General features: G+C 43.7%; 22 protein-coding genes and 1 pseudogene. 14 read left to right on the top strand and 9 right to left on the bottom strand.

Translation table 11 applies throughout. From position 1 onward, the window contains the following. Positions 1-709: pseudogene (locus MICAI_RS24770) on the bottom strand (ISKra4 family transposase); the annotation flags it as partial. A gap of 607 nt (positions 710-1,316) precedes the next feature. Here MICAI_RS24770 and MICAI_RS00240 point away from each other — a divergent pair. Beyond that, positions 1,317-1,541 (top strand): type II toxin-antitoxin system HicB family antitoxin, encoded by a 225-nt coding sequence (locus MICAI_RS00240; RefSeq protein ID WP_002779120.1) that lies wholly within the window; start codon positions 1,317-1,319, stop codon positions 1,539-1,541. Further along, a complete protein-coding gene (locus MICAI_RS00235) occupies positions 1,538-1,759 on the top strand; it encodes a type II toxin-antitoxin system HicA family toxin (RefSeq protein WP_008195914.1) in 222 nt (73 codons plus the stop codon). The genes MICAI_RS00240 and MICAI_RS00235 overlap by 4 nt, the downstream gene beginning before the upstream one ends. Positions 1,760-2,042: 283 nt before the next feature. Here MICAI_RS00235 and MICAI_RS26695 read toward each other — a convergent pair whose 3' ends face one another. Continuing rightward, positions 2,043-3,617 carry a hypothetical protein gene (locus tag MICAI_RS26695; RefSeq protein WP_008195911.1) on the bottom strand — a complete coding sequence of 525 codons (1,575 nt, stop codon included), beginning with the start codon at positions 3,615-3,617 and terminating at the stop codon, positions 2,043-2,045. Between the two features lie 828 nt (positions 3,618-4,445). Here MICAI_RS26695 and MICAI_RS00220 point away from each other — a divergent pair. Beyond that, positions 4,446-6,776, top strand: a complete 2,331-nt coding sequence (locus MICAI_RS00220; protein WP_008195909.1) for a heavy metal translocating P-type ATPase — start codon at positions 4,446-4,448, stop codon at positions 6,774-6,776. Positions 6,777-7,073: 297 nt separating this feature from the next. On the opposite strand, the gene MICAI_RS00215 is transcribed toward MICAI_RS00220, so the two are convergent. Then, a complete protein-coding gene (locus MICAI_RS00215) occupies positions 7,074-7,415 on the bottom strand; it encodes a hypothetical protein (protein WP_008195905.1) in 342 nt (113 codons plus the stop codon). Between the two features lie 12 nt (positions 7,416-7,427). On the opposite strand from MICAI_RS00215, the gene holB reads away from it, so the two are divergent. Further along, positions 7,428-8,393, top strand: coding sequence for a DNA polymerase III subunit delta' (gene holB / locus MICAI_RS00210; protein WP_008195903.1), 966 nt, complete (start codon positions 7,428-7,430; stop codon positions 8,391-8,393). A gap of 37 nt (positions 8,394-8,430) precedes the next feature. Continuing rightward, positions 8,431-8,643, top strand: a complete 213-nt coding sequence (locus MICAI_RS00205) for a hypothetical protein (RefSeq protein WP_008195901.1) — start codon at positions 8,431-8,433, stop codon at positions 8,641-8,643. 431 nt (positions 8,644-9,074) lie between these two features. Here the strand turns inward: MICAI_RS00205 and ftsH2 are convergent, their stop codons facing one another. Then, positions 9,075-10,961, bottom strand: coding sequence for an ATP-dependent zinc metalloprotease FtsH2 (gene ftsH2 / locus MICAI_RS00200; RefSeq protein WP_008195899.1), 1,887 nt, complete (start codon positions 10,959-10,961; stop codon positions 9,075-9,077). A gap of 439 nt (positions 10,962-11,400) precedes the next feature. Here ftsH2 and MICAI_RS25285 point away from each other — a divergent pair, with 439 nt between their 5' ends. Next, complete coding sequence (locus MICAI_RS25285) at positions 11,401-11,547, top strand: EcoRV family type II restriction endonuclease (RefSeq protein WP_232306097.1); 147 nt, start codon at positions 11,401-11,403, stop codon at positions 11,545-11,547. 15 nt (positions 11,548-11,562) lie between these two features. Then, complete coding sequence (locus MICAI_RS00195; protein WP_008195898.1) at positions 11,563-12,495, top strand: DNA adenine methylase; 933 nt, start codon at positions 11,563-11,565, stop codon at positions 12,493-12,495. 35 nt (positions 12,496-12,530) lie between these two features. Here MICAI_RS00195 and MICAI_RS00190 read toward each other — a convergent pair whose 3' ends face one another. Then, complete coding sequence (locus MICAI_RS00190) at positions 12,531-12,830, bottom strand: hypothetical protein (RefSeq protein ID WP_002803105.1); 300 nt, start codon at positions 12,828-12,830, stop codon at positions 12,531-12,533. Positions 12,831-13,048: 218 nt separating this feature from the next. Between MICAI_RS00190 and psbX the strand changes: the two genes are divergently transcribed. Then, positions 13,049-13,168 carry a photosystem II reaction center X protein gene (gene psbX / locus MICAI_RS00185; protein ID WP_002733679.1) on the top strand — a complete coding sequence of 40 codons (120 nt, stop codon included), beginning with the start codon at positions 13,049-13,051 and terminating at the stop codon, positions 13,166-13,168. Positions 13,169-13,213: 45 nt separating this feature from the next. Here the strand turns inward: psbX and MICAI_RS00180 are convergent, their stop codons facing one another. Beyond that, the gene (locus tag MICAI_RS00180) at positions 13,214-13,861 is read right to left on the bottom strand and encodes a ComF family protein (protein WP_008195872.1); all 648 of its coding nucleotides are present in this window, start codon (positions 13,859-13,861) and stop codon (positions 13,214-13,216) included. Then, the gene (locus MICAI_RS00175; protein ID WP_008195871.1) at positions 13,830-14,129 is read right to left on the bottom strand and encodes a DUF1816 domain-containing protein; all 300 of its coding nucleotides are present in this window, start codon (positions 14,127-14,129) and stop codon (positions 13,830-13,832) included. Before MICAI_RS00175 ends, MICAI_RS00180 begins: the two co-directional genes overlap by 32 nt. A 255-nt stretch (positions 14,130-14,384) precedes the next feature. Here MICAI_RS00175 and MICAI_RS00170 point away from each other — a divergent pair, with 255 nt between their 5' ends. The 3 genes from MICAI_RS00170 to MICAI_RS00160 are packed head-to-tail and all read left to right on the top strand — an operon-like array spanning position 14,385 to position 15,729. Then, complete coding sequence (locus tag MICAI_RS00170; protein WP_002803092.1) at positions 14,385-14,744, top strand: ferredoxin thioredoxin reductase catalytic beta subunit; 360 nt, start codon at positions 14,385-14,387, stop codon at positions 14,742-14,744. A 9-nt stretch (positions 14,745-14,753) separates the two neighbouring features. Then, positions 14,754-15,179, top strand: coding sequence for a DUF309 domain-containing protein (locus tag MICAI_RS00165; protein WP_008195864.1), 426 nt, complete (start codon positions 14,754-14,756; stop codon positions 15,177-15,179). A gap of 49 nt (positions 15,180-15,228) precedes the next feature. Then, the gene (locus MICAI_RS00160) at positions 15,229-15,729 is read left to right on the top strand and encodes an LptA/OstA family protein (RefSeq protein WP_008195862.1); all 501 of its coding nucleotides are present in this window, start codon (positions 15,229-15,231) and stop codon (positions 15,727-15,729) included. Between the two features lie 49 nt (positions 15,730-15,778). Here the strand turns inward: MICAI_RS00160 and MICAI_RS27495 are convergent, their stop codons facing one another. Further along, entirely contained in the window at positions 15,779-15,913 is a 135-nt protein-coding gene (locus MICAI_RS27495) for a hypothetical protein (protein ID WP_255348743.1), read from the bottom strand. A 35-nt stretch (positions 15,914-15,948) separates the two neighbouring features. Here MICAI_RS27495 and lptB point away from each other — a divergent pair, with 35 nt between their 5' ends. Together lptB and MICAI_RS00150 are read left to right on the top strand one after the other, a co-directional pair. After that, a complete protein-coding gene (gene lptB, locus MICAI_RS00155; RefSeq protein WP_008195860.1) occupies positions 15,949-16,677 on the top strand; it encodes an LPS export ABC transporter ATP-binding protein in 729 nt (242 codons plus the stop codon). Positions 16,678-16,708: 31 nt separating this feature from the next. Beyond that, positions 16,709-17,878: an LptF/LptG family permease gene (locus tag MICAI_RS00150; protein ID WP_008195859.1), complete on the top strand. Its 1,170-nt coding sequence runs from the start codon at positions 16,709-16,711 to the stop codon at positions 17,876-17,878. Positions 17,879-17,914: 36 nt separating this feature from the next. Here the strand turns inward: MICAI_RS00150 and rsmI are convergent, their stop codons facing one another. Next, entirely contained in the window at positions 17,915-18,754 is an 840-nt protein-coding gene (gene rsmI / locus MICAI_RS00145) for a 16S rRNA (cytidine(1402)-2'-O)-methyltransferase (RefSeq protein WP_008195856.1), read from the bottom strand. 396 nt (positions 18,755-19,150) lie between these two features. Here rsmI and MICAI_RS00140 point away from each other — a divergent pair, with 396 nt between their 5' ends. Further along, complete coding sequence (locus tag MICAI_RS00140) at positions 19,151-19,267, top strand: photosystem II reaction center protein I (protein WP_002732356.1); 117 nt, start codon at positions 19,151-19,153, stop codon at positions 19,265-19,267. Positions 19,268-19,274 lie beyond the last annotated feature (7 nt).

Below are 19,274 nucleotides of genomic sequence, written 5' to 3'. Positions count from 1 at the left end.
TGATACCAATCCAATATTTCTCTCCTTTTAACACCGATTTTCTCCATCAGATTCCACACCCCATCATGACCATCTCCTAAACAGGTGACTACCTCTGTTAAGGGCTGACGGTTCACCCATTCCAGTAATTCTTCATTTTGCTGAAAAAATCCCGCACATTCTTGACCATACAGACTTACTGCTTTGTAATCTCTCCATTGACTCGGTTGTCCTTTGGGCGTTCTGATTCTGACTTTTCCTCCATCTACACTCAATGCTTCTACCGGACTCTTTGCTTCTGCTTCCTCAAATTTATATCTTTGTACAAGCCTCTGTTGACTACTGCCTGAAACTGCCATTCCTGTCGCCATTTTGATATCTTTTTCCGCATCTTCAAAAGAGACTTTAGCCACTGCTCCTAAGCAACATTTCTCCAGCATGGGACTTAATCGATTATTCTTGCTTAATCCTAGTTTATCGGCTTGTTTCTCGCTTATCTTGACTTTCCCTATGATACTGCTTACGCTTTTGGTTCGCCCTGCTTGGGTTCCTGTTGCTGATTCAAAAAAAAATTGCCTATGGCAGGACCCAATGTAGTCAGCCAATGGTCTCGCAGGGCGGTTTCAATGCCCTCAAAGCTACGTAGTTGTTCTTCTGGGGTATTATCGACTAGAATTTGAGCAATGGCTTTTAAATGTTGATCTAGTTGTTCTTTTTGGTCTGTATTCATGATTCTACCGTTTAATTGTTTCTCTTTATTTTGCCTTAGCTAACGTTTTTAGTCTCTAAGCATTTATACTTATTGCAAAATTGGGATGCTCCCATTTAGCGTCAGCGTAACGCAGGAATTTTGAACATTAGATAAGGTGCGTTACATTTCATTAACTAAAACAGTCCAGTAGGGTGTGTTAGCGTCAGCGTAACGCAGGAATTTTGAACATTAGATAAGGTGCGTTACATTTCATTAACACACCCTACCAGAGCGGCGATCATACTCCCCGTTAACGCTCCTTGCGCCTATCTGTTTTGGCTCTGATTGCGTCCTTGTTCCCCGCTTCAGCCTCTAGATTTCCGAGTCCAGTCACTGGGGGCAGGTCGGGAGTCACTGTGTCCCTTACAGGGTAGGTCTTTCACCTACATCCTTTTTGTCAGTTATGCTGTTTTATCAGCACTCTAGGCTATTTATTCCCCTAGAAACGAATCGCACCGTTACACTTCGTTAACGCACCCTACAAGAGCGGCGTGCTGCTACGCAGTGCCTTCGGCATCACACTGGTTCTAGAACATAAAATGTTAATATTTGAATGAAACAACCAAATAGTTATCGAGCAATGATTATGGTTAAACCACAAGCTGAATCCAGCCGTAAAGTACTTCTCTATCCTGGTGAGGATAGTTACTTTGTTGTCGAAGTTCCTAGTTTGCCAGGATGTATTAGCCAGGGAAAAACTCGTGAGGAGGCTCTAGCCAATATTGAAGAGGCAATCGCTCTGTATATCGAAGTTTTACAGGATCGGGGTGAACCTGTTCCCAATGATACGGTTGAGGTCATTCTGGTATGAGTAAATTACGTGTTATCTCAGGCGCAGAATGTGTAAAAGCACTTGAGCAAATAGGCTTTGCCGTAGAGCGTCAGCGTGGAAGTCACATGATTTTAGTACGTGAAGCTCCCAAAACAACAGTCTCGGTACCAGATCATAAAGAACTAGATCGAGGTACTTTACGCGCAATTATTCGGCAAGTCGGCTTGAGCGTTGACGAATTTGTTGAGCTTTTATAAAGCACTTTACTATGGGATTACACTCCCACAGATAATTCAGAATTTTCCGGTTCTAGAGCAACCCATAAAATTGTCGGCATAAACCTGCAAAATATCATCGGTACGTTACACTTCATTAACGCACCCTACAAGATCGCACTGAAACAGTCCAGTAGGGTGTGTTAGCGTTAGCGTAACGCACGAATTTTGAACATTAGATAAGGTGCGTTACATTTCATTAACGCACCCTACCAGATCGGCGATCGCACTGCCGTCAACCCACCCTACAAGATCAGCGATCGCACTAAACCAATGCAAGCAATGTAGCGATCGCAGGTAGTAGCTTTGCACATGACTCAGCCAATTTAGCAGCATCTGGCAAACTAGCAACTGTCCCTTTCAGGATTTTCATAGATGTTTTTGCCGCCTTTTGAAGAACATTATCTTCAGGTTTTTGCCCTGCTTCTGCCAGCGTTTTTACCTGCTCTAGGGCTTCGGCTTTATCCTCATCGGGTAATTCAGACTCAGCTTTGATTGCTGCTTGCAGTTGAGCTAACAACTCTTTGATGCCTGGAATATCTGGATTTGATGAGGTGGGGAGTTGATTAATAGTGTTCGTGACAGAGCCGCTGATTGCTCCAATCGCTACCCCTGTCATTGTTTGATTTTCAGCAGCAGCAACCCCGCTGACATTTCCTTGAGTATCACTAATATTCACGTTACCTTTGTTCTGTGTCATGGTGATTGCTCCTGTGAATTGATTTTTTATTATAGTAGATGGCGATACAAAATTTTCCACTTTGTGAAATATGTTTTTCTCAATATCTATAATTTTCAATGCATTGAAAAGAGCATCTCGTTCTCCAGGAGCAAAGTAATCTTCTGCTTTGCGAGCTAATTCTCCTACGTCTGCTTCTACTCTTTTATCTGCGTGTTCATTTAGCCTCTTAATTCGCTTTGTCGCTTGATTCAGATATTCTTGAAGTATCCGTGATTTTTCGCTTCTCTTACTAATCTCAAGCTTTCCAGTAGATATATTTCGTAGGATTCCTCTCAAGCATTTTTGTTCTGCATGAAGACGTAGAAGAAAAATCCTAAGCTGTCTTAATGTATCAAATTCTAGGGATTCTAGGGAGGATAACCTCGAAAACCTATCACATATACCTTCAATTAACCACATGGGTATATTTTTCCCCTCAAGTGGAATGATGTGATGAGAGAGAGTTCCAACCCCACAAGGGATTTTTAAAAACTTACAGTCTTCTCGATATGTGACGACGAGATCTTCTTGATCTGTAATTAGAAGAATTAAAGGCTCACAGGGCTGAATCCACCAATCTTCAATATTTACTCGCCCGCAATCTTGTTTGAGGGAAGTGCTAGCTGCATATAATCTAGCTATTGGTTGCCCTGCTTGCCACAGCTGACACTGTATAAATTTTTCACGGGAGTCCCGTACTAAAACAGGTAGCTTCAGAACATGGAGAAGAAGCTGTCTCATTTCATCGGCTGATAGTTCAAAAGGCGAGAATGATTCCTCTTCAGAATACCAAGCAGCTAATCCGATTTCAAATTTTCCAACTGATAAGCCATCAAAAAAAAGTCTTCTAAAAACGACCTTGAACTTAATCAATTTATCTAAACCATTAAAGAATGGTTGCATACCTTGAAAACATATAGCATTATGTGCTTCGCAGATATAACTTTCACCAACCCAGCCTGTTAATCCTCCCAGTGGTCGTCTCCTTATTATCCCAAAGGACCGTATAAAATCATGATCAGGAACAGGAATTAACCACGAAGGAACAACTAATTTCTGAGTGTTATTGCTAACAAATGTCCTTGAATCAATAAATGGGAATTGAATGGTAATTAACATCTTAAGTAGTCGTGCAAAATTAATTTCCTAGTGAAGATAGGCAAGAGGCAAGAGGCAAGAGCGGGGTTAGATATGTGTAATTAATTTTGCTTAGGTACTTATTGCTATAGCGATCCTAAATGAGTCGTGAACAGTCTAGTAAAGTTAAGTATCTCCCCGGGACGAACCAGGGAGATAGCACTTCGCTTCGGCCGCGGCCGGCAAAGGTACTGACAAGCTACCAGTCCAGAGCTAATAGCTTCGTTGTAAGCATATCAGTGAAATTCTTTTAATGTCAAGAGTTTTTAATATTTTTTATTAATTGGTTCACTATGTCAGCCACCTAACTATATATTATGCGGAAATTTTCCGTATATTACGCCAAGTACGCATTTTTTAAAGAATCTTTCCGTATATTACACTCAAATGGAGTGATCGCGAGAAGTTTTCCGTATAATATTACGATAAGCGTGTTATGCCGATTAGCATACTCTGTGATGAACCCTCCCCCACTGATTTGTTCAAAGTTTTCTCGTTGTGCGACTGTCAGATGAACTTTATCTCGCCTACATCTTCCCATGATTGATGTCCTCAGTTGAGCTTATCTATTGCCCTATTTTAGCTGTGTCAGTCCAGTAGGGTGTGTTAGCGTCAGCGTAACGCACGAATTTTGAACATTAGATAAGGTGCGTTACATTTCATTAACGCACCCTACCAGATCGGCTACCTGAAATTTCAGCTATCTGTAATGAAATTTCATCTATCTGTAACCCTACAGGCCAAAATAGTTTAAAAATCCGTCGATAATTTCTAGGATAGAAGTAAAGACCATCCTTGCCTACTTTTTCTATGATCCTAGCCGCCGAAACTGGACTAAAAACCGCTACTCTAGACGTAAAAGGCATGAAATGCGCCGGCTGTGTGAGTGCCGTAGAAAGACAACTCAGCCAAAATCAAGGGGTAAAATCGGCCCAAGTTAATCTAATCACGGAAATTGCCGTGATTGAATACCAACCGGATGCGATCGCACCAGAGCAGTTAGCCGCAAAATTAACCGCGATTGGATTCCCCACCCAACCGCGCAGCTCATCGACTCCCCTTTCTCAACAAAATCAACGGCTGCAAAACCAACAAAAAGAACGGCAACAACAATTATACCGATTAGCGATCGCTTGTTGTTTACTGGTTTTTTCCCTGATTGGTCACTTACACCACATCGGGGGACCGGAAATCCCCATCCTTCAAAGTATTGCTTTTCACTGGACTTTAGCCACCCTAGCCATTTTATTCCCCGGCCGCGATATTTTCATCGATGGTTGGCGGGGATTACGGCACGGAATGCCAAATATGAACACTCTCGTTAGTTTAGGCACAGGTAGCGCCTATATAGCCAGTTGTTTGGCTCTTATCTTCCCTAATCTCGGTCTAGAGTGCTTTTTCGATGAACCGGTCATGCTGTTAGGGTTTATTCTCCTCGGACGGACTCTAGAAGCGCATTCCCGTCATCGTGCGGCTGCAGACTTAGAAGCGCTTACCTCCCTACAACCGGCAGTGGCTCACCTGATTGGTAGTACAGATGACCGTGTGGGCGTGGCCATTCCCGTGGAACAGCTGCGCGTCGGGGAATGGGTGCGCGTCTTACCCGGGGAAAAAATTCCCGTGGATGGGGAGATTATTCAGGGAAGAACCACGGTAGATGAAGCTTTGTTAACGGGGGAATCGCTGCCGGTGGTTAAGGAAATGGGAGATCTAGTCATTGCTGGCAGTTTCAATCTCTCTGGTGCGATTGCGGTGCAAACTCGTCAGGTGGGGACCGATACCACCCTAGCTAAGATTATCGCAGCCGTGGAATCAGCCCAAACTCGCAAGGCCCCGGTGCAGAAGATAGCGGACCGGGTAGCGGGTTATTTTGCCTACGGAGTCATGATAATTGCCCTAATTGTGCTGCTCTTTTGGTATTTTTGGGGAACTAGGCTCTTTCCAGAGGTGTTAGGGTCAACCACAGGACACCACGAGATGATTCAACCCACTTCTCCCCTACTTTTGTCCCTAAAATTAGCGATTTCCGTGCTTGTGGTCGCTTGTCCCTGCGCTCTCGGTTTAGCCACACCGACGGCCCTACTGGTGGGAACCAGTTTAGCAGCCGAAAGGGGTATTTTGATTAAAGGGGGTGATGTTTTGGAAACCGTCTCGCAACTGCAAACGGTGGTTTTTGACAAAACGGGAACCCTTAGCCAAGGTCATCCAGAAATTACCGATTGTTTGAGTTTTTCTATCCTTAATTCCCTGGAAATTCAACAATTAGCGGCAGTAGTGGAGAGTGGTACTAATCATCCTCTTGCTCAGGCGATTTTAGACGCGGTTACTCCCCCTACTAATCTGACGGGGGAAGATTTTCAAACTGTGGCCGGATTGGGAGTTTCGGCAAGGGTGCAGGGGTCGAAAATTGTTCTAGGAAATCGGCAATGGTTGGCACAGAACGGCATTAAAATCGATGAAACTATCAGGGGGATTCAAGAGCTTTTACAAGCGGGTAAAACGGTGATTTATCTGGGGATGGAAGAACAATTACTCGGCGCGATCGCTTTTCAGGACCGATTGCGTCCCGATGCTCAAACAACCGTGAATCAGTTACAAAAACTCGGTTTAGAGGTGATTTTACTCAGTGGTGATCGCCAAGAAGTGGTGACAGCGATCGCTAATAGTTTGGGTATTAGCCAATTTTATGCCGAAGTTGCCCCCACCGAAAAATCGGCCTTAATTGCCGACCTACAGACAAAAGAGGGCAAAATCGTGGCTATGGTCGGGGATGGTATCAATGATGCTCCTGCACTAGGACAGGCTAACATCGGTATTGCTCTGGCCGGTGGCACGGAGGTGGCCATGGAAACAGCCGGGATCGTTTTAATTAGCGATCGCCTAGAGGATGTGGTGCAATCTCTGCATTTAAGTCTGGCTACATGGCAAAAAATCCGACAAAATCTTTTTTGGGCTTTGGGTTATAATACCTTTGCTATTCCCATTGCTGGTGGTTTATTACTGCCTTCTTGGGGTCTAGCTTTCAGTCCGGCCCTAGCAGCAGCTTTGATGGCTTTTAGTTCGGTTATGGTAGTGAGTAATTCCCTGCTTTTACGTCGTCAATTTCCCCCGCTCACATCGACAAAGGAAGGCAAAAATTAAAGCAATTACCGATTTTTTCTCGATCAATCCATCAAGCACCAAAAAGAGCATTTTTTCATCGTCGAAGATGATCAAAACAGAACCCAAATTCTCTTAGAGGATAGGGAAGAACGTAGGTTGGGTTGAAGCATGAAACCCAACGCCCGATTATGTTACGCTACCGCTAACCCATCCTACAAATAATTGTGCCTCCCTTCTTATATCTGAAGGAAAAGTTAGCCCCCCAGTTAAATCACGGTGATAAGATGGTATTTTGTCCCTGTCTTTGTCAGTTGACGGAGACAGGAACCAATCGGGTTAAGCGGTAATTCTGGTCAGGGATTGACCTTGATAATTGTTGGTAATAATCTGGTGAATAGATTGGAAAAATTGCCGACAACGATTATTAGTTCTCAGGGGCAATTCATGATTTTTTACCAATAAATCGATCTGAAGTTCCGAGCTAGTGGGGGGATGAATAAATAATTCCACTTTCACCAACTGGGGAAAGAGAGCATCGTTAGGAACTTCCGATAAAAGTAACACATCGGGCCGGCGCTTGATGATTTCAAATTCACCCAAACTCAGGATATCATCGTATAAAAACCCGGTCTGATGAGGAGAAATTCCGACAAAATAAGAACAGGAATAGCGAGCCATGGCAGGGAAAAGATGATAGATTGGTCACGGTTAATCGGTCAAAATCAGGCCATTGAACTACTACAAAGAGCGCTTGAAATCAATTCGATCGCTCCCGCTTACTTATTCGCCGGCGCTAAGGGGATTGGACGCAATCTGGCCGCCAAATGTTTCTGTCAAGACTTGTTAACTAGAGAGCGATCGCCGGAAACAAGGGAATTAATCCTGAAACGCTTTCTGGGGGGCAATCATCCCGATTTACTCTGGATTGAACCCACTTATCAACACCAAGGCAAACTGCTCACCGCAAAAGAAGCACAGGAAAGCAATCTCAAGCGTAAAGCTCCCCCGCAAATCCGCATCGAACAAATTCGCGAGATTACTAACTTTTTAAGTCGTCCTCCCCTGGAATCGGCCCGCTCTGTGGTGGTGATCGAGGCAGCAGAAACCATGACGGAATCGGCGGCAAATGCCCTCTTAAAAACGCTTGAGGAACCTGGAAAAGCCACTTTAATCCTGATTGCTCCCAGTCCCTCCTCTTTACTACCCACTCTCGTTTCTCGCTGTCAACAGGTCCCTTTTCAGCGTCTTTCGGAAGAAAATCTCGCTCAAGTCCTCCGCTCTAACGGACACGCTCGCGTTCTCAATTATCCGGCAATTATCGGTTTAGCCCAAGGTAGCCCCGGAGAAGCGATCGCCGCTTTAGAATTTCTCGATAGTCTCCCCCAAGATTTACCGCGATCTTTGAGCAAATTTCCCCTAAAACTCTCCCAAGCACTGGAATTAGCCAAAATTATCGCCCAAACTCTTGACACGGAAACCCAATTATGGTATGTGAGTTATCTTCAGTATGAGGATTGGCAACGACGACGAGAGCGATCGATTTTAGAAATCTTGGAAAAAACCCGCCGGCAGCTGTTAGCCTACGTTCAACCCCGTTTAGTCTGGGAATGCACTTTCTTGGCATTGGCCAAACTATCCACCGCCCAAAAGTCTTAAAATTGTTATATTTATCGATCGAGTGGGGAGAAAGACTATGAAAATCAAATCCTTAGTTTTGCTGATTCTGTTAACCTTGACTACGGTTTTAGGTGCTTGTCAGGGAGGAAAAGAAGCCGAAGAACCGAAAAACGTCCCTACCACGGTAGAATCGCCGCAAAAAGACGAAGATAGTGATAAAGACGGGGAAAAGCAGCAAAAAGACGGTGATAATGACCAGAATAAAGACGATGACGATGATGATGACTAGGGTTTGCGGCAAAAAGTTTTTCGGTGGGGTTAGGAGTCAGTAGCCAGTAGTCGGTCGTCAGGAGAATTAAGAATGAATAATAATCAATTAAATTGTCTATTTACAGATTTTAGTCAATTTAATCCTTATTTTTGCCGCTTTTGAACCCTTAACTAGGGTTTGCGGCAAAAAGTACGGGCGAAGCATTCGGTTAGAAAATCTACGGTTTCACCGATAGGTGATTGTCCGAATGCTTCGCCCCTACAGGATGCGGGCCGATGAAGACGCAAGGTTTTGAACGACGATTCTCTCAAAATCTTGCACCTGTTTCGCGAAAAAAGCCACAAAACTCTTACCTTGCCTACATTTCACATTTATTCAGCAAACCCTAACTAGGATAAAAAAATCGGGTGAGCTTTAACCCACCCGATCGCCTATGGATTGAAATCAACCTATAACTGTGGTACAAACTGTTCTTTTTCGGGAACGTAGGCGTATTCAGCCACAATTTGCCGGAATTCTTCCCCATTGATCGTTTCTTTTTCGATCAGCAGGTCCACCACTCGATCGATCACTTCGCGATGATCGCGGACAATTTGCCGAGAAATTTCATGGCAGTGTTCCACGATTGATCGCACTTGATCATCGATACGAGTAGCGACCTTCTCAGAATACTCGGAACGAGTCATCAAACCGCCACCGAGGAACACTTCACCCCCTTGACTTTCTAGGGACAAAGGACCCAAATCGCTCATCCCGAAACGAGTCACCATCTGGCGGGCCATATCAGAAACTTGCTGTAAATCGCCACCAGCACCGGTAGTCACCTCATCATAGCCGAAGATTTCTTCCTCGGCTGCGCGACCACCTAAAGCACCGGAAATCCGGGCCATTAACTGCGCTTTCGTGGTTAAACCCTGTTCTTCGTTGGGAGTGAACCAAGTTAAACCCTGGGCCTGGCCCCGGGGAATCAGAGTCACTTTCTGGACGGGATCGTGATCTTTTAAGAGCGTACCCACGATCGCATGACCCACTTCATGGTAAGCGATTAGGCGCTTGCTCTTGCTATCGACTAAAGGAGTACCTTCCATACCCGCGATAACGCGATCTACCGCGTCATCTATCTCTAGGAGGGTAATGGCATCTTTACGACGACGAGCGGTTAAAATTGCCGCTTCGTTCAGTAAATTGGCTAAATCTGCTCCACTGAACCCCGGAGTGCGACGGGCGATCGCTTCGATGGAAACGTCGTTAGCCAGCTTTTTATTGCGGGCGTGAACGTCTAAAATCTCTAAACGACCTTTAAAATCGGGCGCATCGACGGTTACTTGGCGATCAAAACGGCCCGGACGCATGAGAGCGGAATCGAGAACATCGGGGCGGTTAGTGGCGGCAATGATGATAATTCCCGTATTCCCCTCGAAACCGTCCATTTCTGTCAATAATTGGTTTAGGGTTTGTTCCCGTTCATCGTTACCACCACCGATACCGGCACCCCGTTGACGACCTACTGCGTCAATTTCATCGATAAAGATTAAACAGGGAGCATTTTCCTTGGCTTTTTTGAACAAGTCGCGCACGCGAGAAGCACCGACACCGACAAACATTTCCACAAATTCCGAACCAGAAATGCTGAAGAAAGGTACACCCGCTTCACCGGCGATCGCTTTAGCCAACAGGGTTTTACCCGTACCAGGAGGGCCAACTAACAGGACTCCTTTGGGGATTTTGGCCCCGACGGCGGTAAATTTCTCCGGTTGTTTGAGGAAAGTGACAACTTCCTGTAATTCTTCCTTCGCTTCATCAATTCCTGCCACATCATCAAAGGTGATGCCGGTTTTTGCTTCCATCTGGAAGCGAGCTTTTGATTTACCAAAACTCATCGCTTGACCCGGGCCGCCTGGCATATTATTAGAACGGCGGAACAGGAAAAAGAGAGCGGCAATCAGCAAAAAGGGGAAAACTAGATTACCGAGGAATCCCCACCAAGCGCCGTCATTCCGCATCGGGTGAGCATCGAAACTAATTTTAGAATCGCGTAAACGGGCGATTAAATCGGGGGAATTGGCTGGTAAATCGACCCGCAGGCGTTGTACTCGGTTTTCTAGTTCTGGATCTAGGGCCTGTACGATCGCGGTTCTGCCCCCTTCGTAGAGATCGACGCTAACAACCCTACCACTGTCTAGGTATTCTAGAAAGCGTCCGTAGGTCATGCGGGTACTGGCGGTGTTATTGCCGATATTACTGGTGGCCGTGGCAAAAGTGCCTTGCCAGAGGAAAAAACCGACCACAAGGGCGGGCAATGTCCACAGTAAAATCGTTTTCCAGGATAGTTTCATGTTTGTTTAGTGGTTCTAGGATAAAGATTTTTGCTTAACTCATTTAGCTGTTTTTGTCAAGGATTTTACGTTATTTTTTCGAGATTAATCCCCGCAGCCAATTAAATCTTAACTAAATGTAACGTAATTCTCATAATTCTGACAAGAATGGTGACGAGAGATTTTGGCTCTCTTGGGTTTGGTGGGTAAAATGTATTCTAAGATACATTCTTCCTAGCGGGGGGGTGGAACGAACCACAAAGACACAAAGGACACCAAGATTGATCGATCCTATATATATAAGTTAAACTTATCACACAGAACCGAGAAAAGCCAGATTTTTTAGTTCATTTGTTCTAACAAGATACCATGGTTTCTGGGATAAGCTGTACTGGATTTAAACTGTCTAGAAGTATATACTATATCTATTGATACGAAAATCATCTCCAAAATCCTAGAATTGCTTCTTTTTCCCATATTTGATAATTTTGCTAGATGTAACCAATTAAAGATAGAGTTAGTATCTCAACAAAATTTTTACCCTAATTTGACCTTTATTCACGAGCCAACAGGAGCTAAGTTTGCTGTGGATAGAGATTACTATTGATGAGGAGAGTGTTTAGTGAAGTTAACGCCACTTGTGCCACCGATTAAGTGTCAAGGAATTAAAACTAAATTGGTGAAAGATATTAAAAATATTGTGTCTGATCTGAGCTTTGGGCGTTGGATAGAACCCTTTTCTGGATCGGGAGTGGTGGCTTTTAATATTAATCCTCAAAAGGCTTTACTTGCGGACACAAATACTCATATTATCCAGTTTTATAATAATCTAAAAAATCAAGTTATTACCAGTAAAACTGTCAAGCTTTTTTTGCAAGAAAATGGTCAATTTCTTAAGGAGCAGGGAGAAAGTTATTATTATCAAGTACGAGAAAGATTTAATCAATCTCCTAATTCTCTAGATTTTTTATTTCTCAATCGCTCCTGTTTTAATGGCGTGATGAGATTCAATCGTAAGGGACAGTTTAACGTACCTTACTGTCATAAATCAGAACGATTTTCTCAAGCATATATTACCAAAATAGTCAATCAAGTTATTGCCCTAGAAAATATTCTTATTAAAACTGATTATAATTTTCAAGTTGCTGACTTTCGAGAGACTTTATCTAATTGGCAAAAAACAGACTTGATCTATCTCGATCCTCCTTATTTAGGGAGACACGTCGATTATTTTAACTCTTGGTCTGAAGAGGATGAAGATTGTTTGGTGACTATTTTAAAGGATATTTCTTGTCGGTTTATTTTGTCCACTTGGCACAGTAATCAGTTTAGGAGCAATCCTTTAATTAAAAAAAATTGGAGTGCTGATAAGTTTTATATCTATACTAAACAGCATTTTTATCATGTGGGTTCCACAGAAAAATTGCGTCATCCGATCACCGAAGCGATCATTACTAACTTTAACATTCCCTTGTTGCCAGAGCGAGGAACTGATTTGCAACAACTGTCATTATTGCCATCGACAGCAGAAAATGAGGGAGTGAGAACAGTCTAGAAGATGCCTAGTTGCTAATTCTCACTCCTTACTATTTATCCTTGGCTTTGGCGCAGATGGTCGTTAATTTGGCGTTTACGCTTTTCTTGGGGGGTAGTGCTAGTAATTTCGCCAAAATCTTCACTACTCATGGAAAGATGGGACATTATCTTTCTTTTGCGCTCTTTAGCAGTTAATTCCGGTGAAGGAGTTACTGGAGGCGGCGCTGCCACGGGTTCCGCTGCCACCGGGGGAGTTTCCACAATTGGCAGCGGTTTTTGGGGAATATAGTCAGCACCAGTGGTACTTCTGGAGAGATGATCGAGAATGCGCCGTTTGCGATCGTCAGTAGCCATAAAAATCTTTGCCAGTCTAGTGTGAACTTTTGTAACTATCACCCATTGTCAAACATCCCTATCTCCTTGAGAAGTCAAGGGAGATTTTATTTTCAGCGATTGAAGACATATAAAACCTGCGATCGCATTTATCTGGTCGTGGAACTGGGGGCCTTCTCGCCCAAGGTGATAAGATAAAAAACTAAGTCTTTGAAAATATGACAAAGGATTTATCTATCATGACACCCTCTTTAGCTAACTTTCTCTGGAGCCTTGTTTTAGGTGCGGTTATCGTCCTGATCCCCGCCACTATCGGTTTGATTTTCATCAGTCAATACGACAAGATCAAACGCACTTAATTTAATTTAACCCTAAAATGCCTAGACCGATTCCGTCTGGGCATTTTAGCTAATTTTGGAACTGGCAAGAGCGATCGCACCGACTACCCGATATCCCTCTGTGCGTAAAACCTGCACAGCCTCCTCGATCGTGGTTCCCGTGGTATAAATATCATCAATTAAGAGAATCGGCACTGATTTCGGTAAATTTTTCCCCAGTTGAAAAGCCGCTTGCATCGTCTTTTTTCTCGCCTCGGCTGCCAGACTAAATAAAGCTGCCGTGTTCTTAATCCGAATTAATCCGCGACTAGCCAGATTATAACCGGTTAAACGACAAAAACCTTCGCCAATGACTTCTGCTTGATTAAAACCCCTTTCCTTTAACCTTTCTGGGTGGAGAGGGATGGGAATCACCGTCAAACGTTTATCGGTGAGGGGAGGACGAAGCAGCCAAGTTTCCCCCATGCAACTGCCTAGCAAAGAGCCGAGAGCGGGATGGCGATCATATTTCATTTTAGCGATCGCCTGTTTTAATTTACCTTCATAGCGTCCCCAGATAAACAGGGGAATAGAACCACGCCAGAGAAAAAGCGGGTTATGATGACGATAGGCCTGTAATTGTCGTTCACAATCACGGCAAAGCTCTCGCTCGCTCTGCCGTTGACAAAGAGGACAGGGAGACTTAAGAAATAAAGCGAGAAAAGGTTCGAGCATGGGAAGCGAAAGTTTTAGCTAGATCCTGGTTTCCATCGTCAAAAACGGTCAAATAATGGGGATTACTCCGCTCGATCGAAAGACTAATCCCTTGTGCGCCTTCGGACTCTAGATCTTGTAGATAACCCCCCTGATGCTGTTGTGCTTCCTCAAAAGAAGCAAAGGGACCAAAATAGTAAATACAGTGGGGGGAAAGGGAGGTAATTTTCAGCCACCAAGGCGTGTTACCGTCAGAAATTTTATTTGTCTCCAAGAAAGATAAAATCATGTTCTGGTAGTGATAGGGGACAGAGATTGCAGGAATCAAGGACAGGTTTTGAGGAACTTTGCCCCCATAATTCCAGTTTGCCGGCCAAAAAATCGAGCTTTTGGCCAAAGAGAGTCTTTTTATCGTATTAGATTAACAAGGGGATCGGTCGCCAAATCAAAAGAGATTCTAAAAATTCCCCTCGGCCAAGGGGAAGCGGATCGAGATAGGATAGTAAAGAGTTTTTTTGTAGAAAGCTAAGGGGATCAGATAACTATGAGCCAGATCACGGACACGGATAAGAGTCTTGAGGCGATGAAGAAGTTTGCCGAACAGTACGCTAAAGGTACAAATACTTATTTCTGTAGCGATCTCTCGGTGACAGCCGTAGTAATTGAGGGATTAGCGCGTCATAAGGACGAATTAGGCGCTCCTTTATGTCCCTGTCGTCACTACGAGGACAAAGAAGCGGAGGTAAAAAATACTTTCTGGAATTGTCCCTGTGTACCGATGCGGGAACGGAAAGAATGTCACTGTATGTTATTTATTACCCCCGATAACGAGTTTGCCGGAGAAGAACAGGTAATTTCCCTCGACTATATCCAAGAAGTCCGCGAATCGATGAAGGGGCATTAGTATAGGGTAATGACAGCCAGCGCTTTTGGCCAAGGAATCGAGGAATTTAATCGCCAGCAATTCTATGCTTGTCATGATACCCTAGAGGCTTTGTGGATGGAGTCCGCAGAGCCTGAAAAAACCTTTTATCAAGGCATTTTGCAGATTGCTGTCGCTTGTTACCATCTAGAAAATAATAACTGGCGCGGGGCGGTAATTCTTTTGGGAGAAGGGGTGAGACGTTTACAACACTATCAACCCGATTACGAGGGGATCAACGTGACGCATTTGGTGGGGGAGAGTTTGGATCTATTAAACTTTTTACAGAATCTCGATCCCCAAGCTTTACCGGCAGTGCTAGAAGCGATGAAAAGCAATCAGGAACATCCTCATCCCCACCTCGATCGATCTATCTGTTCTCTGCCGAAAATCCTCAAAAGTCATCCCGTCCTCTAAACAGCTAGATTAGTTAGTCAATACAATTACGTCTATAGGTGACATTTCTATGAGAGCAAGATCCGCAAAAATCAGAGGATGGCTAGTTACCCTCGTTTCCACTAGCTTAGTCATGGGATTGGGTACTTCTCCCCTAGTCAAGGCACAGCAGAATATTGTACCGGGTAATGCCATGACAGTGCGATCGGATATTCAGGAGGCAAACTCAAAAACGGGGGTAATTACCGCTCGGGGTAACGTACAAGTGTTCTATCCTGCCCGCAAAATGCAGGCCACTTCCGCTCAAGCTCAGTATTTTAGCCGCGAACGTCGTTTGGTGATGACGGGTAATGTTTATGTTTTGCAGGAAGGCAACAGTATCCGCGCTGAAACGATGACTTATCTAGTCGATGAGGGTAGATTTATCGCTACTCCCCAAACCAGTCAGCAGGTGGAGTCAATTTATCTAGTCCAAGATAACGAAACTTCTCCCCAACCGGCTGCTTCCCCTCTACCCGCACCCATACCTTCCCCTTCCCTCCCCGCTGCCCCAATTATTAACCCGCAGTGATAGTCAGGAGTCGGTCGTCAGGAGTCAGGAGTCAGGAGATTATTTTTATTTATTCTTCCCACACCCCACCCCCCCACTTCCCCACTTCCCCACTTCCCCACGTCCCCACGTCCCCACTTCCCCACGTCCCCACTTCCCCATTTCCCCACTTCCCGACGTCCCCACTTCCTAATTCATAATTCATAATTCATAATTCATAATTCCCAACACCGGATAAAGATGACTTTAGTATTAGAAAATATCCATAAATCCTACGGTAAAAGGCTCGTGGTTAACCGGGTGAGTATTACTGTTGCCCCGGGGGAAATTGTCGGGTTATTAGGACCAAATGGTGCGGGGAAAACCACAACTTTTTATATCGCCACGGGATTAATTAAACCGAATCTGGGGCGCGTTTGGCTCGATCAAAAAGAAATTACCAAATTACCCCTTAATCAGAGGGCGCGTCTGGGTATTGGCTATCTGACGCAGCAGGCCAGTATTTTTCGTTATTTAACTGTATCAGAAAATATTCAGTTAGCCCTAGAACAGTCGGGAGTTCCTTTTTCCCAACGGGCAAATCGTCTCTATGATTTACTAAAAGAATTTCGCCTCGATAAGATTGTTCGCACTAAAGGGGCCTACGTTTCTGGAGGAGAAAGAAGGAGGACGGAATTAGCTCGCGCTTTAGCGGTGGGAGTCAACGGACCAAGATTTTTATTATTAGATGAACCTTTCGCCGGGGTGGATCCGATCGCCGTGTCCGAGATTCAAGCGATGATTGCTGGTTTAAGGGATCGTCAGATGGGAATTTTAATTACCGATCACAATGTGCGAGAAACTTTGGCTATCACTAATCGGGCTTATATTATGCGCGAAGGGCAGATTTTAGCGGCGGGAAGTGGCGAAGAACTTTATAATAATCCTCTGGTGCGTCAGTATTATTTGGGTGATAATTTTTTGAGATAATTGTTATTAATAAAAACTGCTGCATTATATCATGAAAGTTGGCAATTGGCAAGGAAATTTAAGTAGAATACCCGGATTTAGTATCTTAGACCGCTATATTTTTGTCGAGTTATTATTGCCCTTTCTATTTGGTATGGGTTTATTCACTTCCTTGGGAGTGGCGATCGGCACTTTATTTGATTTAGTGCGACGGATTACTGAATCGGGTTTACCTTTTACTTTGGCCCTAAAAATTCTCTTATTAAAAATGCCAGAGTTTATTGTTTTAGCCTTTCCCATGTCAATACTTTTAGCAGCTTTAATGGCCTACAGTCGTTTAGCCAGTGATAGCGAATTAATTGCTTTTAAAAGTATTGGAATTAGTGTTTATCGCCTAATAATTCCCGCCATTGTGCTAAGTTTAATAGTGACAGGATTAACCTACGTTTTTAATGATTATGTGGCCCCAGCTGCCAGTTATGAAGCTAATGCTACCATGACGAAAGCCCTGCGACCAAATCGCAAATCTTTTATTGAAGATAATATTATTTATCCTGAATACGGCAAAGTGCGGCCAGCGGATGGAGGGGAAGCGCAAACGGTATTAAGAAGGTTATTTTATGCCGAAAGATTTAACGGTCAAGAAATGTTAGGTTTAACCATTCTTGATCGCACTCAACCGGAAGTTAATCAAATTATTACCTCAGAATCAGCTTCTTGGAATATTGAAAAAAATATCTGGGATTTTTATAACGGCACAATTTATCTAATTGATCCTAATGGTTCCTATCGTAATATTGTCCGCTTTCAACATCAACAATTAGCCCTACCGCGTACCCCTTTAGATTTAGCTTTTCGAGGTCGAGATGGTTCAGAAATGACCCTCAGACAAGCGCGGGAATACTTAGAAATACTGCAATTAAGCGGCAATCCCACCAAAATTAGAAAATTGCAGGTTCAAATCGAGCAGAAAATATCTTTACCCTTTGTTTGTTTAGTTTTTGGGATGATTGGGGCAGCCTTGGGATTGCGTCCCCAAAATTCTAATAAAGCCACCAGTTTCGGTATTTGTATTGTCCTAATTTTCTCCTATTATCTCCTATCTTTTGTCACCAGTTCCTTAGGCATTGGCGGAGTTTTAACCCCCTTGATGGCCGCTTGGTTGCCCAACATTTTAGGATTAACTGCTGGGGGAATTTTGTTACTTCAATCGGCTAAGTAATCGAGGATTAGCGGTGGAAATAAAAATTGATAATCATCAAATTTCTAAGGCTAATTTATATAAACGACTGCGGGACAAATTAGTAACCTGTGCTAATTGTCTGCTGGCTTGCGATCGATTAACTCCTCCTTCGATAATTTGTTTTAATTCCCGTTTTAATTCCTCATCGGATAATTGGATATTATCGGCCTGATTGTTGCCCATAACTACGATTGTAAATTCCCCTTTAGGAGTTTTATTCTCCCGATATAAATTAATCGCCTCGGCGACAGTTCCTCGCCAAATTTCTTCGTAAAGCTTGGTTAATTCCCGACCTAAAACTATCTTTCTCGTTGGGCCGAAAGTTTCTCGTAAATCCTCCAAAGTCTTAATAAGTTTGTGAGGAGCTTCATAAAAAACCATCGTTCTCGTTTCAGTTTTTAAACCCTCTAAGCGCTCTTGTCTGAGCTTTTCCTTACCCGGAAGAAATCCTTCAAAACAGAATCTTTCCGTGGGTAATCCCGACACCGCTAAAGCAGTAATTACCGCCGTTACTCCGGGGATGGGAACCACTTCGATCTTAGCTTCTATACAAGCTTTAATTAACTCATAACCAGGGTCAGAAATCCCCGGCATTCCCGCATCAGTAACCAAGGCGATATCCTGACCTTGGCTGAGAATATTTAATAACTCATCGAGACGGGAAAGACGATTATGTTCGTGGTAACTAATTTGAGGGGTTGGAATATCAAAATGCTGCAATAATTTGCCAGTGTGTCTGGTATCTTCAGCAGCAATTAGAGAGACTTTTTTGAGAGTTGCCAGGGACCGGAAAGTCAGATCGTCTAAATTACCGATCGGCGTTCCCACCACATACAATTTACCGATATTATTCATAAATTAGCTAAAAATAGGCTATTTAGTCGTATTTTCAGTGATCAGTACCCAGTAATCAGTAAACTAAAAACTCGGCTCTCCCAGGTTTGGTGGGTAAAATGTATTCTAAGATACAGTCTTGGGGCAGTGAGTGGAACGAACCACAGAGACACAAAGGACACAAAGATCGATCAATCCTCTGTAAGTTAAACTTATCACACAGAACCTAGAAGAGCCAAAACTCACATCTGCTCACCGCTCACTGATAACTGCTCACTGATAACTGATAACTGATAACTGATAACTGAAGACTGATCACTTTTCTCTGTTCAGGGATCACTCAAATAGGGTAAAGTAGGTCAAGGTATGCTCACCCCTGTTATTGAATTAATCTAGTCTAAGGAGAACGTCTTAGTAATGTTAACCCTAAAAATCGCCGTTTATATCGTTGTTTCCTTCTTTGTCTTACTTTTTATCTTTGGATTCCTTTCCGGCGATCCTACCCGTAACCCCGGACGCAAAGACTTTGAGTAGAAGACAA

It is taken from the genome of Microcystis sp. T1-4 (assembly GCF_000297435.1).
Classification (GTDB): domain Bacteria; phylum Cyanobacteriota; class Cyanobacteriia; order Cyanobacteriales; family Microcystaceae; genus Microcystis.
This window is presented reverse-complemented; position numbering and strand designations above follow the sequence as displayed.